Source organism: Paenibacillus sp. AR247, assembly GCF_002968895.1.
GTDB lineage: Bacteria > Bacillota > Bacilli > Paenibacillales > Paenibacillaceae > Paenibacillus_AQ > Paenibacillus_AQ favisporus.
In genome coordinates, this window is sequence record NZ_PCZT01000021.1 from 54,464 (window position 1) to 70,238 (window position 15,775).

Genomic DNA, 15,775 nt, shown 5'->3' on the forward strand with positions numbered 1-15,775 from the left:
AGCCGCTTCACATGGTTGACCTTCTCTTCAGGCAGCAAATCGGCAAAGACGTAATCAACGCCGATGCTGCTGCCGATGGCGTTCGCCGTCAGGCTGTGATCGCCCGTCAGCATTGCGACCTTCACGCCGATCGACTGCAGCTGCTTCACGGCAGCGGCCGCCTGTGGACGGATCACATCAGCGAGTGCGACCAGCCCGGCAATCCGCTCCCCGTCCATAATCACGGACACGGTCTTGCCAGCCGCATTCAGCTCCTGGCACTGCCGGAGCCATGCGGCATGTTCGCCGGACGGGTCGGCCTGATCCAGCATATCCGCCTTCCCGATGCGCCAGCGTCTGCCCTGAACCCAGCCTTCCATGCCCCAGCCGGTCAGCGAGGTGACCGATTCCGCTGAAGGCAGCATCGCTCCCTCCTCCTCGGCTTTCACCACGATGGCTTTAGCCAGCGGATGTTCAGACAGCTGTTCCACGGATGCACAAATGCCCAGAAGTTCCAGGCGATCGTATCCGTCCGCCGGAATGAAATCCGTTACCTGCGGCGTTCCGAGCGTCAGCGTTCCTGTTTTGTCAAAAGCGACCACAGACGTCAGCGCCATGTTCTCTACATGCGCACCGCCCTTGAACAGAATGCCCCGGCGTGCCCGGTTGGAGATAACGGACAGCATCGCCGGCATAATGGAAGACACCAGTGCGCACGGCGAAGCTACCACCAAAAACACCATCGCTTTATAAAAGGAAGTTCCAAAGCTCCAGCCCAGCACAAACGGAGTCAGGAAAATGAGGACCAGCGTCGCCGCCACCACGATGCGCGCATAAATGGCTTCAAACCGCTTCATGAAACGCTGCGAATCCGGAACCTCGGTCTCAGCTTCCTCAACAAGCTTTACGATTTTGGCGAAAACGGTGGACTCCGCCGAACGCGACACCTCGACGTAAAGCACGCCTTCCCCGTTTAGCGTTCCGGCAAACACCTCGTCGCCAGCCGCTTTATCGGCCGGGACCGATTCGCCGGTGATGGACGATTGGTTCACCGAGGAGTTCCCCTTCTGGATGATTCCATCCGCCGGGATCAATTCTCCCGGTTTGACCAGGACCAGATCGCCAATGGCCAACTCCCCGATCGGAACGAGCTTCATCTGCCCGTCCTGAATCCGCAGCGCGGTTTCCGGCTTCAGCGCCATCAGCGACGAAATATCCTTTTTGCTTCGTTCGGTAGTGTAGCTTTCCAATGCTCCGCTTAAGGCGAAAATAAAGATAAGCATGGCGCCTTCGTTCCAGTAGCCGATGCTTGCGGCACCCAGCGCGGCAGCCACCATCAGCAGGTTGACGTCCAGATCGCGCTCGTGGATCAGCGTTTCGACCCCTTCCTTCGCTTTCAGCCAGCCGCCTGCTGCATAGGACAGAATATACAGCACGATCGATAAGAAGGCCGGAGCGGACAGCCAGCTGGCCGCCCAGCCGCCCAGCATAAGCAGTCCGCTCGCCAGCGCCGCCTGCATTTCCGAATTGCGGATCAGCGAGCGCAGATCAAAGCGCCCTTTCTTTCCGGGACCTGGGCGGTTCAGATTGGCCTGTCGCTGGATCGATTGAGCAGGAGCATTTCGTATGTTTTCCATGAGTGATCACCTTCCTAATGAGAATGAATAGCATTATTAGTCCCCTTAAAATGGCACATGCTGCTCCGGACTAGCCGGAGCAGCATGGTATGCGGATGGAAACGGAACGCCTCTGACGAACCTTTCTTCCTTCGCGATTGTTGTTTTTAAATGAGAATGATAATCATTTTTGCGTCAATACAATAATTTTGTGTTAAGGAAACTTTTTGTTAATTACAGTATACGCGTCCTCCCATAAAAAGTAAACGGGTATGCTATTTTTTACGAAAAAAATAGGCTTTAATGAATCCGAAGCAGACCTTCCTGCCCCAGCAATCATTAAGCCTATTGATTATTTATCCTATAAAGTGCCGGCCTACGTTCTTCCCTGCGCAGATCTGCGCCTTAGTTCGTGCTGCCTTTCCAGGAGCTCCCACTGCGCTGCGGCGAGCCGCACGCCCGGCAGCTCGGAGGGAACCGTGCTGACCGCGTTCAGCCCCAAACGATAAACATAAGCAAGATCCGACGGTTTTACCGCCCCGGAGAGGCAGATTCGAATGGCCGGCTTCGTCCGGCGGATGCTGTACACCAGCTCCTCCAGCACGCTGTACGGAATGCCCGCACTGAGCACTTTTCCCCTCTCCTCTTCGCTGACCAGGTATTCCATCAGCCAAGCCCCTTCATGCTTCCCGTTGATCACGATGAAATCCGCGAACCTGGCGATTTCTGCAGCCGCCGTTTCGCGAACATCCCAATCCAGCATCGCTCCGACCCGGTATCTTAAGGATCTGCGCTGGTGACAAAGGGTTTCCTCGCCGACCCGATCGATAAAATCATGAATCCTATGAAAAGCCTCCCCGTCCTCCGGATAAGGAACCAGCAGTTCCAGACTGCAGTCGATCCTTTGCATTTGGCAGGACTGGGCGGCCCGAAACAGGGCTTCCAGCTGAATATCCCGGAGCATATCAATGTCCAACGCCGCGTCGCCTTTCAGCTTACGGTAGTCTTTCAGGCGTCCGGACACGAGAGCCACCGTCAGCGGTGCTCCCTGCAGGCTGTGCAAGAGATTCACCAGATGCCCCTTCCACCGGTTCATCAGCCGCTCCTGAATTTCCCGTTCAGCTTCCTCCGTATATACCCGCAAACTGCGCATGGAATCACTCCAATCCAACAGCATTTCCGGGGTCGTGCCTTCCTCTGGCTTGGATCGGTATTCCTCCGCTTCCTGAAGGATTTCCCCAATCCGCTCGGAATCCGCGGACAGAAGCGCCTTCTCCCTTGTAATCGAGCCGATGGATGCAAGCTCTACCAGGGATGCGATCTCGGGAAGGGAGCCTGCCCTTGCGTAGTCTCCGGCATCTTCCAAGTGGGGGGCATCCGATTCCTGGCGGCCGTTCTCCTCTTCCCTGCCGGAACGACGGTCACGAGCGCTCCCGCCCATTTGTCCGCATGCCGGCTGGTGAACCGCTTCCACACCGCAAGGTGCGGGGCAGGAGCCGAATTGGCAGAAGCTGTTCTGACACCGTTCACCCTTCATTTTTGGCTGTCCACCCTCTCTTCAGAGATAAATGAGCTTCCACTTGCGTAAATTGCTATACAGAATGAACTCAAGAAATTCATGTTGAAAGACTTGGATAAGCCGTTACAATGAGGGTTTTCATTCGAAACTTGAGTTCAATCTATATACCCTACAGAATATTAGCCGAAAGGGCGAAATATACGGAATTTGCGCGGTTTCCCAAGGAAAGCCTGCGGGCGGAGAGCCCCCATTGGGCAAGCTTACGATTCACAACACAAAAAGCCGCCTCAAACGAGGCGGCTGATCAGGATAAGGACGGGATTTAACTTCTATAGCTTTGTATAGCTTTGGATGGCTTAAGCTTGCTGGCTGGCCTCAATGGCCTGCTCCAGATCATGCAAAATATCGTCAATCGCTTCCGTACCGATCGACAGCCGCAGCATTTCCGGGTTCACCCCGGCGGCCACCTGCTCCTCTTCCGACAGCTGCTGGTGCGTGGTACTGGCCGGGTGGATGATCAGCGACTTCGAATCGCCGACATTGGCCAAGTGGGAGAACAGCTTCACGTTCTCGATCACCTTGCGGCCTGCTTCCGTGCCGCCCTTGATACCGAACGTCAGAATCGCTCCCTGTCCCTTCGGCAGGTATTTCTTCGCCAGCTCATGCGAAGGATGGCTTGCGAGCCCGGGGTAACTGACCCACTCTACCGCATCGTGGCTTTCCAGGAACTGCGCGACTTTCAGCGCATTTTCGCTGTGCCGCTCCATCCGCAGGTGCAGCGTTTCCAGACCTTGAAGCAGCAACCACGAGTTGAACGGGGAGATTGCCGATCCCAAATCCCGGAGCAGCTGTACGCGCGCCTTGATAATGTAGGCAATCGGGCCGACGGCTTCCGTATACACGACGCCGTGGTAGCTTGGATCCGGCTCGGTCAGCCCCGGGAACTTGCCGCTGGCCGCCCAGTCAAACTTGCCGCTGTCGACGATCACCCCGCCGATGGACGTGCCGTGGCCGCCGATGAACTTCGTTGCCGAGTGAACGACGACGTCGGCACCGTGCTCGATCGGACGCAGCAGATAAGGGCTCGGGAATGTATTGTCCACGATCAGCGGGATGCCGTTCTCATGGGCGATGGCGGCAACGGCTTCCACATCAAGCACGTCCCCTTTCGGGTTGCCAATCGTTTCGGCGTACAGCGCTTTCGTCTTATCCGTAATGGCTGCGCGGAAATTTTCCGGGTTGCTGGCATCGACAAAGTGCACTTTAATGCCAAGCTTCGCCAGCGTATTGGCAAATAAATTATAGGTTCCGCCGTACAGTGTAGAGGACGAGACAATCTCATCCCCGGCGCCGGCAATATTCAGGATGGAGAAGGTGATCGCCGCCTGTCCGGAGGAAACCGCCAACGCTCCGGCACCGCCTTCCAGGGCGGCAACGCGCTGCTCAAATACGTCGGTGGTCGGGTTCATAATGCGGGTATAAATGTTGCCGAACTCCTTCAGAGCAAATAGGTTGGCGGCATGATCGCTGTCCTTGAATCCGTAAGACGTCGTTTGATAGAGCGGCACGGCACGCGAAAAAGTCGCAGGATCGATTTCCTGGCCTGCATGGACGGCGAGCGTTTCAATGGATAATGGGCGTTTCTCGGACATAGGTGGATCCTCCTTCATGTGACTGTGGAAAATGATTCCACACGCGAATTTTTTCATATTTTCTCATACTTTGTGAGGTTTGAAAAGAAGGAAATTATTATAAATCCGATAAAATTTATTGGAATTATATGTCCGAGAACGTGAGACCTAAACGCAGCGCATGGACGGGCCGATCAAGAAAATCCAAATTTCAGCAAAAGTCCGGAAGATCAAATCCCGATCAGATCGGATATAAACGAGCCCATCAGCAGGACGGCCATTACCGCAGCAGCCCATACCGCTTTGGCAGGAAAGGCGCTGCCGGCGATTTCCGGCGCGTTACGTGCCCTTAGTCGAACTGACCGATAATACATGACGGCACCCACGGCAATAAGAAGAACCTCCAAAGCTCCGCTGATGAAAGGCCATTTCCATAAGCCGAACCCCATCAAAGGCAATGAGCCCAGATTTCCCGGCAGAATCGGCATGTCACTCCGGTGCACCAGCAGATCGAGCAGCCAGTGGCTGAAGACCACGCCGCCGATAACCCCTGCACTTCGCTTTCCCCACAGCTTCCAGGCTCCAAGCCCGGCAAGCAGGGCGATGATCAGCGCACTGACCAGCGAATGCGTATAGTCTGCATGGATAACGGCTCCACCGTATCCTCCACCATCCGTTTCCACGGTTGTCTCAATTCCCGTAAGCAGCAGCGGCACAAAAATGACGTCGAGCAATTGCGTGCCCAGCATGATCGCCCACAGCGGAGTTTTGGGACTTGCGGCTTTGGCCGCTGCGGCGAGTCCAAAATGGCCTGCGAACATCTTACTTCCCCTCCTTTTTCGTCGTCCGGCTGATTCGGGAATCAAGCCAGCCGCAAACCACCGTAAACAAAAGCATCAGAACGATAAAGCTCATCCATCAACCTCTCCTTTGCGGATCGTTATTTATCCGGCGCATGTTGTGCGCGGAAGCCCAGCAGCAAAACCTCGATCGCTTCACGAAACGTGGGAAGCAGACGCTCCATCAATGCCTCGGCCGATTCTTCGGACAGCTGATAGGTGCCCACAATGCCATGAAGCAGGTAAAAATATATCCGGGTGGCCGACAGCAGCCGCTCGCTTCCCTCCGGTAAATCCAGACACTGCCGGACAGCCTGCATCAGCAGACGGAACATCCCGTTACGGACGCGGTTAATCTCAAGTTCGGGCTCCGCTTCGTCCACCCTTACGGAGCGTGCCTCAAAAAAGATGCGATGCATATTGCGGTGAATCAGGCAAAAGCGGATAAAATCCAGGCTGATTTGCCTTAATGCTTCTTCCGGCTCCAGCTTTCCGGACACCAATTCCTCAATCTGAAGTTGCAATTCCGTTAGCGCCGGGATGGACAGTTCATGGAGCAGCGCCTCCTTATCTTCAAAATAAATGTAGATCGCTGTATGGGAGCAGCCGGCTTCCTTGGCCACTTCCCTCATGGTGACGGCATCGTACCCTTTGGCCGCGAAAAGTCGGCCGGCCGCATTCAAAATGTCCTGCTTGGTTTGTTCGGATCGAACCTGCTTTTTTCTGGGCATCTGGGTGTTTGTTCCTTTCGGTCTTTTTTAACTAACCAACGGTTACTTAATCTGTATGTCATAAATATAACCAATGGTTACCTTTGAGTCAATCCTTTTTTTCCTCCTTTTTAGCCCCTTTTCGATTTCGTCCCCGGCGTCTAAAGGAACTTGCAGGCAAAAAAAAGAGCAGCCGCGTTGCGGCTGCCATAATAAAGGAATCCTGAGAGTTATAAAGAGAGTAATCGATGTCGAATTAAGCGAATGAATGGTTGCACATTCGGATCACATAATCCTATCGATTGATAAGTAAGAGCTTATTGGATATAAGCTTACTTTTAATAAGTGCATGAAAAAGTATATATCTTCCACAAGCGGTTTGTCAAGCACATACCGTCCCCATGGAACCCATCCGGCGAAAGTTGACGGTATCTTAAAATCAAACTAACATGTCATTAGGACCAATTAAATGCATGAACGGACGTTTGGAGCCGAGCCGGCTTGTCCGTTGCCTCCAGGAGGGAGATTAATTTGCATTCTACATCTACAGAACTCGCGACCCGATATTTTGAATTGATGGACAGACTTCCAAGAATTATAGATTATGCCGGTCTGGTTCGCCAGATTAAGCTAAGCACGACAGAATCGTTTATACTTCAATATTTGCAAAATAGCGGCAGTCAGCGCGGAACGGACATCGTCAAGGTCACCGGCTTGACCACCAGCGCCATTACGCAAATCTGCGACAAGCTGGAGCAGGAAGAGCTCATTGTGCGCAGCCGCAGCGAGCAGGACCGCCGGTTCGTTAACATCTCGATTACGGACAAAGGCTCTGCGCTGCTGAAAAAGCTGGCGGAAATGAGCGCCGTGCGTATCGTCGAAACGCTGGGGAATTTGACGGACGAGGAAACCGAGCATCTGCTGGACACCATCCGTCAGCTTGGCGAGCTTATCCAGCTGCAGCGGAATGAGCGGCAGGCACAGTGATTCTCCTCATCATCATGTGGATCCGAAGCGACAAGTTCGAACCCGAAGGGAAAGGGCTCTAGAAGCGTTATACCTTTCGAGAACAAACCCAATAAAGCACCCTGAATTGCGGCGGCACGCCGGCAAAACAGGGTGCTTTGTCAATATATCCAGGCATGACCCTGCCAAGAGACACGCTCAAGGTAACTTGCGGGAGGTCACCTTCGCCTGGGTGAACAGCAGCAGGTAATCATGCCCGCCGGCTTTCGAGTCGGTCCCGGACATGTTGAAGCCGCCGAAAGGCTGGCCGCCCACGAGCGCACCGGTACACTTGCGGTTGACATACAAGTTGCCGCAGTGCATGCGTTCCAGCGCAGCCGTGATCCGGTTCTCGTCCGTCGAAAAGAACGATCCGGTCAATCCAAACTCCGTATCGTTATAAATCTCGATGGCCTCCTCCCAATCCCGAGCAGGTACGACCGCCAGTACCGGTCCGAAGATCTCCTCCTGCATAATCCGTCCCTTGACCGGGACATCGGTAAAGATGGCCGGCCGGATATAATACCCGGCTTCCCCGACCTGTTCCCCGCCGGTCACGAGACGCCCTTCTTCCCTGCCGATCCCAATGTACTCCAAAATTTTGTCCCGCGACTTCTCATCAATGACCGGTCCAACCGGCGCGTTATCCTCCGCAGGTCCCACCTCCAGCAGGTTGGTCAGCTCCGTCACGCGGGCAAGCACCTGATCGTAGACCGACTCCACGATGATCGCCCTCGACCCGGCGGAGCATTTCTGCCCCTGGTAGCCAAAGGCCGAGACCACGATGGCCTTCGCCGCTGCTTCCAGGTCCGCCGTCTCGTCCACCACGATGCCGTCTTTGCCGCCCATCTCGGCGACGACCCGCTTGATCCAAATCTGCCCCTCAGCCTGCTCTGCCGCCAGCTTGTTGATCCGGAGGCCGACCTCCTTCGAGCCCGTGAAGCTGATGAACCGGGTCTGCGGATGAGCCGTCAGGTAATCGCCGATGACGGCCCCGCTTCCCGGCACAAAGTTGATGACCCCGTCCGGGAATCCGGCTTCCTTCATCAGCTTGAAGAACTGGTAGGCGATAACGGACGTGTTCGATGCGGGCTTGAGCAGGACAGTGTTGCCGGTCACCACCGCGGCCGTCGTCATGCCGGCACATATGGCCAGCGGAAAATTCCACGGCGGGATAATAATGCCGACGCCCAGCGGGATGTACTGCAGCCGGTTCTCTTCTCCCGGCACCCGCGGCAGCGGCTGGTGCAGCGACGTCTCGCTGAGCCGGACGGCTTCCCTGGCGTAATACTCCATAAAATCGATCGCTTCGGCCGTGTCCGCGTCGGCCTCGGCCCAGTTTTTACCGGCCTCGACGACCATCCAGGCGGAAAACTCGTGCTTGCGCTGGCGCAGCAGGGAAGCCGCCTTGAGCAGCAGCGCCGCCCGCTCAGTGGCCGTCGTTCTTTTCCAGGTGGCAAAAGACTTTTGCGCCTGCTGCATCGCCTGCTCCGCAAGATCGGTACCAGCCTGGCTCATCCGGCCGACCACCTCCCGCACATGGCCTGGGTTCCGCGAGACCAGCTCCCGCTCCGTGTATACCTCTTTTCCGCCGATCACGACAGGATAACGATGTCCCAGCTGCCCTTTCACGGCGGCCAAAGCTTTCAGAAATGCTTCGCGGTGCTCCGGCTGGTTAAAATCGGTGAAGGGCTCATTTTGAAATGCGGCGCTCCAGGCAAACGAGTTCATGGCTACCTCACTCCCTTTTTACTTAAAAGTATTTTTGAGCACAAACCAGACATTGGCCGGCCGTTCCGCCAGCCTGCGCATGAAATACCCGAACCAGTCCACGCCGAACGGGACGTATACCCGGAACCGGTAGCCCTCCTCGACAAGCTTCAGCTGCAGTTCCTCGCAGATGCCGTACAGCATCTGAAACTCAAAGCGGGAGCGCGGAATCCCCTCCTCCTCGATGAATCGTTTAGCCTCGCTGAGGATCCGCTCGTCATGGCTGGCGATCGCCGTGTAGCTGCCGGACTTCAAGTGCATCTTGATCAGGCGAATCAGATTTTCGTCCACGTCTTCCTTCCGGGGATACGCGACGCTTTCGGGCTCCTTGTACGCCCCTTTCACCAGGCGTAGATTGACCCCTTGGGCTCCCAGTTCCTTCACATCCTCCTCCGACCGGTACAAATACGACTGGATGACGATACCCACATTGTCATACCCGCCCCGCAGCTTCTTCAGCATGTCGATCGCCGGCTGGCAGTGGGCGTGGTCCTCCATGTCGATCCGCACGAACAGTCGGTAGCTCTGCGCCCTGGCCAAAATTCTCCGCATCAGCTCGAAGCACAGGTCCGAGCTCAGATCCAGTCCGAGTGACGTCAGCTTGAGCGACAGGTTGGCCTGCACCTTGGACCGGTGGATTGCATCCAGCGTCTTGAGGCACATATCGGCTGTCTCGCGCACTTCCTCCTCGCTGCTCGTGAACTCCCCCAGGTAATCGAGGGTGGCCATCCGCCCGCTGGCGTTCAGCTTGCGGACAGCGTCAATCGCATGCTCGATCGACTCGCCCGCAACGAAGCGCCTGGCCCCGAGCCGGAGTCCGTACCGTTTGGCCCAGCGGTTCGCCGCCCGGTTTTTGGCCAGCGTCAAAACAAGACTTCATGGCTTTCTCCAAGGAGACGCCTCCTTTCGCCTACAAAATCCGGCTGCCGAACAAGGAGCTGAGCAGCTCCACCGCCCAAGGAGCTGAGCAGCTCCACCGCCAGCTTCGAGGTCTGGTTGTTCCGGTCAAGGCTGGGATTGACCTCCACCATATCCGCGGACGTGATGAGGCCGGATTCGCTCATCAGCTCCATAACCAAGTGGGCTTCGCGGTAGCTGAGCCCTCCGCGGACCGGCGTGCCCGTTCCGGGCGCCTCAAACGGATCGACGCTGTCGATGTCGAAGCTGACGTGAAGGCCGTCCGTGCCGGTCCCGGCGATCCGCAGCGCCTCCTGCACGACATGCTCGATGCCCAGCCGGTCGATCTCGTACATCGTGAAGCAGGTGATGCCCCGCGAGCGAATGAGCGTCTTCTCGTCCCGGTCCAGATCACGGGCGCCGATGATGACGCAGTTCTCCGGCTTCAGTTGAACGGCGCCGGGCAGGACCTGCGTCAGCTTCAGCTGCGTCAAGCCGAGGGCGGCTGCCAGGGGAATGCCGTGCATGTTCCCGGATGGGCTGGTGATCTCGGTGTTCAGGTCCGAATGGGCATCCACCCAGATGACGCCCATGTTCGGGTAATGCCGGCTGAGCCCGGCCAGCGAGCCCATGGCGATGCTGTGGTCCCCCCCAAGCATGAGGGGAATGCTGCCGGCTGACGCCGCCGACGCCGCCTCCCGCGCCAGCTGTGAGCAGACTGCCATGACCTGGTCCACATGCTTCATACGCGTGGTGGGATAGGGCGTCAGGCTGGAGGGCAGCTGGATCCTCCGCCCGGCGTCCACATCGTAGCTGAGCTGCTCCAGCTTTTTGACCAGACCGAACTTGTAACCGAACGGTACGCTGATAATCGAAATGGTTGGTTGCCCCATACGTTTTCACGCCCTCCCTTGACCGGTGAATACCTCCCCAATTCGGCTGAGCGCAAATTCTAGTTCTTCTTCGGACAGGATGAGCGGCGGCGCAAACCGGATCGTGGTATCATGGGTTTCCTTGCATAACAGGCCGATGCGGGCCAGCGCCTCGCAGTAAGGTCGGGCCGGCACTGACAGCTGCAGCCCGATCAGCAGGCCGCGCCCGCGGACCGAGACGATATCGGGATGGGAGATCGATGTAAGCTTTTTCATAAACAGGCGCCCAAGCGTTTCGGCACGTTCCGCCAGCTTCTCCTCCTCCAGCACATCCAGCGCAGCGGCTGCCACCGTCGAAGCCAGCGGATTGCCGCCAAAGGTCGAGCCGTGCGAACCCGGTTCAAACACGTCCATGATCTCCCGGTCTGCCGCGATGGCCGAAACGGGCAGCACGCCCCCGCCGAGGGCTTTGCCCAGGATGTACACGTCCGGAACGACGCCCTCCCAATCGCAGGCAAAGCGGCGTCCCGTCCTGCCGAGCCCCGTCTGAATTTCGTCGGCCATCAGCAGCACCTGATGACGGCGGCACAGCTCCCGCACCTGGATTAAATAGCCTTCAGGCGGCATCACGATCCCGGCTTCACCCTGAATCGGCTCCACAAGAAAGGCCGCCGTGTTCGGCGTAATGGCCTGCTCCAGCGCGGAAGCATCGCCGTATGGGATGATCCGGAAGCCGGGTGTGAACGGCCCGAAATCCCGTTTATACGCCTCTTCGGAGGAGAACGAGGTGACGCTCAGCGTACGGCCGTGAAAGTTTCCTGTACAGACAATGATCTCGGCTTGATTCTCCGGAATGCCCTTGATCCGGTAGCCCCACCGCCTTGCCATTTTCAGCGCGGTTTCCACCGCTTCGGCGCCCGTATTCATCGCCAGAATCTTGTCCTTGCCGGTATATGCTGCCAGCTTGCTCACAAAGATGCCGAACGCCTCGCTCTGAAACGCCCGCGATGTAAGGGTCACCTTGCCGGCCTGTTCCTGCAGCGCCTGCATGATTTTGGGGTGCCTGTGACCGTGATTGAGGGCGGAATATGCGCTGAGCATATCCATATACCGATGTCCGTTCAAATCCTCAACCCATACGCCCTCTGCCTTATGAATGACGATCGGCAGCGGATAGTAATTGTTGGCGCTGTGCTCATCCATCATTTGCAGAATCTCGTCTGTCGTTGCCATGGCTGCACATCCTTCTCTTGGCATCATCTTCTCACCCTATGTGTATTGCTTTCCATTTCATTTCATGTTTGTAAAAAATCCCGTAACGGGCGCATGCCAAATAACCCGGCGGGGCGGGCTTTTCCAAAAGAAAAACACCCTCCTCTTCACGATCTACCGTGAATCGGGGGTGCTTGGCCGATGGCTTCCGTTCCATTAAATTATTGCTTGGACTCCAGCGTTTGAAGGTATTCCGATACTTCACCAGGCGTTTTGGCGAATTTGCTGTGCAGATGGGCGATTTTCTTCCCGTCCTTGTACACGAGCAAACTTGGGATGCCGCGCACGTCGTTCTGGGAAGATACGTCCTCCAACTGCTCTACATCCAGTGCATAAAATTTCTTATCCTGATGTTTGGCCATAATGTCCGGCATAAATTTATCGAGCGTTTTGCAGTCCGGGCACCAGGTTGCATCGTACTTGATGACCGTGATGCCGTCCCCTTGAATCAGTTCGTTATATTGGGCTTCCGTTTGAATGCGTTCCATCATCCTATCCCCTTTGTCCATTAGTTGGTATACAGCGGTCCGGCAGGCTGCCGGACACCCGGCGATGTAAATGTAACCAAAATCATTACAATTCAGCCGTCACCTGTATTGTATCCGTTTATGAACGATTTTGCAAAGGACTTACATGGAATGCATCTCATGTCCCGTTACCGGAACTTCTCCGGCAGGGACCGAATGGCTGAATATAGCTGCAGCGCAGAGGGTCACGACCGGCAGGATAATATACAGCATCCAAAAGGACAGCCGGATCGGCATCAGAGCGGGCACCTGTCCAGCTCCTTCCGCCCGCTCTTCTTCGTCCGCAGCCTCCCGGGCCTTGTATTTCTGGTTATGAATCAAATACATGACCATGGCGGTCATCGCAATAAACAGCGCATCCATAATAAACAGCATGACGTCCCACCTTGCCCGGGGAATCATCTCGCCGAGCATAGCTCCGTGCAGTCCGCCCATGATCCCCCCGCCGATGCCCTCAATGACCGCCAGGAGATGGAGCGACTTGCCGACCAAGTAGCCGATCGCAAAGCAAAACAGCACCGACAGACCGGTGGAGAGCACGAGGTCGCCGGCAAACATCATGCCCAGGATGACCCCGATCGTCAAGTTGGAGATCAGCCCTGTCGTCATCGCCACCATGTTGCCGGTCATGTTTAAAAGATGCTTCCGGTGAATTTGGACATACCCGATACATACCGCCGTATACACCAAAACCATCACCACGCTAATATTTAACAGCATGAAGAAAAACCCGCCTTTCTGGATGCGGCTTTTCAGGTTTGGCCGCCCCGCCCCTTCCGCCTTTTTCCGGTGATTCAGCTATAAACAGCCTATTCGGAAGAGCACCGTAATATTCAGGAAGGAAAGTGCTGCAGCAGGTCAAGAAAGGGCGAAGCCCCCGTCGTTGACGGAGGCTTCGGCTGTTCTTTGCAACTGAGGGCTGATGCACAATCTAAGGATATATTTTTTCGCCTTTTTTCCAGCATGTCGATAAACTGGTCGATTCGTTTAGCCCTCGTTTCGGGCTTCTTGGCGCTTTGGACCCGGAATAAGACGGCGTATTTGTTGCGGCTGTCCAGCGTCGCAAAAAAGGCTGCCGCATCCGGATGCTCCTCGAACTTCCGCTCCAGATCCTCGGGAATTTGCGACCGGCTCTGGGATGCATAAGCCTGCTCCCACTGGCCTTTTTGTTTGGCTTCCTCGATCGCCGCAAGACCGGCCGGCTTCATGCGTCCTTCTGTGACAAGGCGCTCCGCCTTCTCCTTGTTGATCTTGGACCAGATGCTCCTCGGCCCGCGCGGGCCGAACCGCTGAATCCAATACGTCTCGTCCCAGGCCTCCTTGCGGCTGTCGATCCAGCCGTAGCAGAGTGCAATCTCTAATGCTTCGTCATACGTGATGGATGGGATGCCGGATCCCTTCTTGGCCATCTGCAGCCGAATGCCACGTGACTCGGCATGATGCGCTTCGAGCCACTCCTCCCATGCCTGCTGACTCTACAAAAAGTTAATCAGGAATGTGCCGAACGCCTGCTTCCCTGCTTATTTCCACGCCCGCGGATGCGTATCCTGGACCATATCGAGGTCCGCAGCGGCTGCATTGGCTTCGACCTGCTCCGGGCTCTTGCAGCCCGGGATCACGCAGTCCACGGCGGGGTTCTGCAGGCACCAGGCCAAGGCCCACTGGGCCATGCCCACGCCTTCGGGCACCTCGGTCCGCTGGATTTCCTCCACCTCGCGGAGGCGTGCATCGATGTTGTCGCGCTCATGCCGTTTGCGCACGTTATCCTGGAACACGGCGCCGGGCTTGTACTTGCCGCTTAGATAACCGCTGGCCAGCGGTACTCTCGCAAGCACGCCCATATCCTGCTCGGTGCAGGACGGAAAGACACGCTCTTCCGGTTTCCGGTCGAGCCGGTTGTACACGACCTGAATCGCTTTGGCGTTCAGCTCGGTCGCCCGGGAAGTCTGCTCCAGGTTATCGTTGCTGCCGATGGAAACGCCGAGGTTGCGGATTTTACCGGCCTGCACCTGCTTGTCCAGCAGTGTCCACAGATCGTCGTTGTTAAATACTTCATCCGAGCCCGAGTGGAACTGGTACAGGTCGATATAGTCCGTTTGCAGCGCTTTCAAGGATTCATCCAACTGGACGAGAACCTCATCTGCAGACCAGGCGTTTTCCCAGTGATCATGCCAGCGGTGGCCGAATTTCGAAGCCACGACCCAGTCCTCGCGGCGGTCCCGCTTCAGAAAGTTTCCGATGAGGCTCTCGGACAGGTGATGCGGACCATAGCATTCAGCCGTGTCGATCAGGTTGATGCCGAGATCCTTCGCCTTATGCAAAATGGCGTCCGCCTCCTGCTGGTTAAAGTCCTTCCCCCAGTCTCCCCCGAACTGCCATGTTCCTACACCGACCACCGATACCTTCAATTCCGTTTTTCCAAGCCGTCTGTATTTCATTCTCAAGCCACCTCTCCTGTGAATGGGTTTGCATTTTTGGCGCTGCACAGCGGTGCACAGCTTCCGCCGGGCGATACACATGTTATTTTTGAAAAACGATGCTGTAATACTTGTCCGACCACGGCTGCCTGCTGAGCACCTTGAGGCCAAGCTCCTCTCCCATGCGGGCCATGTCCGATGAGGAGATGCGATGATCCGACGGCGGTTCGCTGTCCGGATAAGCCCATTCCACGCAGAGCGCCTTGCCTCCTTTTTTGAGAACGCGCTGCACTTCCTTCAATCCCTGCTCATGCGGCTCGGCAATATGCAGGACGAGGGACAGGATCATCACGTCCACGCTTTCTTCCTCTAGCGGAATCTGTTCTGCCGTTCCCTGAATCAGCCGAATATTCGTAACGCCCCGCTCTTCCGAACGGGTCTTCAGCATGTCCAGCATCTGCGGATGGGTATCCAGCGCATAGACCGTTCCGGAAGTTCGTGCCGCCGCCGGAAACGTGAAGTAACCGCTGCCTGCCCCCACATCCAGCAGGTCCTCGTGCCCGGACAACTCCAGCAGGTCCAGCAGCTTCTCCGGGGGAAGCTTCTCCAGGCGTTCCGGGCTCTCCAGCCGCGCGATCAGCGTCGGGTCGTACTCTTCTGCAGCCACTTGCTCATCCTCCTTGTCGGATATCCCCATATGGGGTATCACCCTTATTTTCTT

15 protein-coding genes are annotated in these 15,775 nt (G+C 56.4%); 1 reads left to right on the forward strand and 14 read right to left on the reverse strand.

The genetic code is table 11. From position 1 onward, the window contains the following. The 5 genes from CPT76_RS28690 to CPT76_RS28715 all read right to left on the reverse strand — a co-directional run. A partial coding sequence (locus CPT76_RS28690) for a heavy metal translocating P-type ATPase (protein ID WP_105445351.1) occupies positions 1-1,616 on the reverse strand: 1,616 nt, incomplete at its 3' end. A 355-nt stretch (positions 1,617-1,971) separates the two neighbouring features. Further along, positions 1,972-3,132, reverse strand: a complete 1,161-nt coding sequence (locus CPT76_RS28695) for a putative PEP-binding protein (protein WP_146116455.1) — start codon at positions 3,130-3,132, stop codon at positions 1,972-1,974. A gap of 338 nt (positions 3,133-3,470) precedes the next feature. Next, positions 3,471-4,766 carry a homocysteine synthase gene (locus CPT76_RS28705; protein ID WP_105445308.1) on the reverse strand — a complete coding sequence of 432 codons (1,296 nt, stop codon included), beginning with the start codon at positions 4,764-4,766 and terminating at the stop codon, positions 3,471-3,473. Positions 4,767-4,975: 209 nt separating this feature from the next. Then, entirely contained in the window at positions 4,976-5,566 is a 591-nt protein-coding gene (locus tag CPT76_RS28710; RefSeq protein WP_105445309.1) for a permease, read from the reverse strand. Positions 5,567-5,685: 119 nt separating this feature from the next. Beyond that, on the reverse strand, positions 5,686-6,315 hold the full coding sequence (locus CPT76_RS28715; RefSeq protein ID WP_105445310.1) for a TetR/AcrR family transcriptional regulator: 630 nt from the start codon (positions 6,313-6,315) through the stop codon (positions 5,686-5,688). A 510-nt stretch (positions 6,316-6,825) separates the two neighbouring features. Between CPT76_RS28715 and CPT76_RS28720 the strand changes: the two genes are divergently transcribed. Next, on the forward strand, positions 6,826-7,281 hold the full coding sequence (locus CPT76_RS28720) for a MarR family winged helix-turn-helix transcriptional regulator (RefSeq protein WP_105445311.1): 456 nt from the start codon (positions 6,826-6,828) through the stop codon (positions 7,279-7,281). 177 nt (positions 7,282-7,458) lie between these two features. On the opposite strand, the gene pruA is transcribed toward CPT76_RS28720, so the two are convergent. The 9 genes from pruA to CPT76_RS28765 all read right to left on the reverse strand — a co-directional run. Beyond that, positions 7,459-9,030 carry an L-glutamate gamma-semialdehyde dehydrogenase gene (gene pruA / locus CPT76_RS28725; RefSeq protein ID WP_105445312.1) on the reverse strand — a complete coding sequence of 524 codons (1,572 nt, stop codon included), beginning with the start codon at positions 9,028-9,030 and terminating at the stop codon, positions 7,459-7,461. 18 nt (positions 9,031-9,048) lie between these two features. Further along, positions 9,049-9,936 (reverse strand): proline dehydrogenase family protein, encoded by an 888-nt coding sequence (locus tag CPT76_RS28730; RefSeq protein WP_105445313.1) that lies wholly within the window; start codon positions 9,934-9,936, stop codon positions 9,049-9,051. Continuing rightward, positions 9,933-10,859, reverse strand: a complete 927-nt coding sequence (gene rocF, locus CPT76_RS28735; RefSeq protein ID WP_105445314.1) for an arginase — start codon at positions 10,857-10,859, stop codon at positions 9,933-9,935. The genes CPT76_RS28730 and rocF overlap by 4 nt, the downstream gene beginning before the upstream one ends. Before the next feature lie 6 nt (positions 10,860-10,865). Further along, positions 10,866-12,071, reverse strand: a complete 1,206-nt coding sequence (gene rocD / locus CPT76_RS28740) for an ornithine--oxo-acid transaminase (protein ID WP_105445315.1) — start codon at positions 12,069-12,071, stop codon at positions 10,866-10,868. A gap of 200 nt (positions 12,072-12,271) precedes the next feature. After that, positions 12,272-12,598 (reverse strand): thioredoxin family protein, encoded by a 327-nt coding sequence (locus CPT76_RS28745; protein ID WP_105445316.1) that lies wholly within the window; start codon positions 12,596-12,598, stop codon positions 12,272-12,274. Positions 12,599-12,739: 141 nt separating this feature from the next. Next, entirely contained in the window at positions 12,740-13,357 is a 618-nt protein-coding gene (locus CPT76_RS28750) for a hypothetical protein (RefSeq protein ID WP_105445317.1), read from the reverse strand. A 113-nt stretch (positions 13,358-13,470) separates the two neighbouring features. After that, positions 13,471-14,046 carry a YdeI/OmpD-associated family protein gene (locus CPT76_RS28755; RefSeq protein ID WP_105445318.1) on the reverse strand — a complete coding sequence of 192 codons (576 nt, stop codon included), beginning with the start codon at positions 14,044-14,046 and terminating at the stop codon, positions 13,471-13,473. A 111-nt stretch (positions 14,047-14,157) separates the two neighbouring features. Continuing rightward, positions 14,158-15,075, reverse strand: coding sequence for an aldo/keto reductase (locus CPT76_RS28760; RefSeq protein WP_105445319.1), 918 nt, complete (start codon positions 15,073-15,075; stop codon positions 14,158-14,160). A gap of 82 nt (positions 15,076-15,157) precedes the next feature. Next, a partial coding sequence (locus CPT76_RS28765; RefSeq protein WP_219845482.1) for a class I SAM-dependent methyltransferase occupies positions 15,158-15,775 on the reverse strand: 618 nt, incomplete at its 5' end.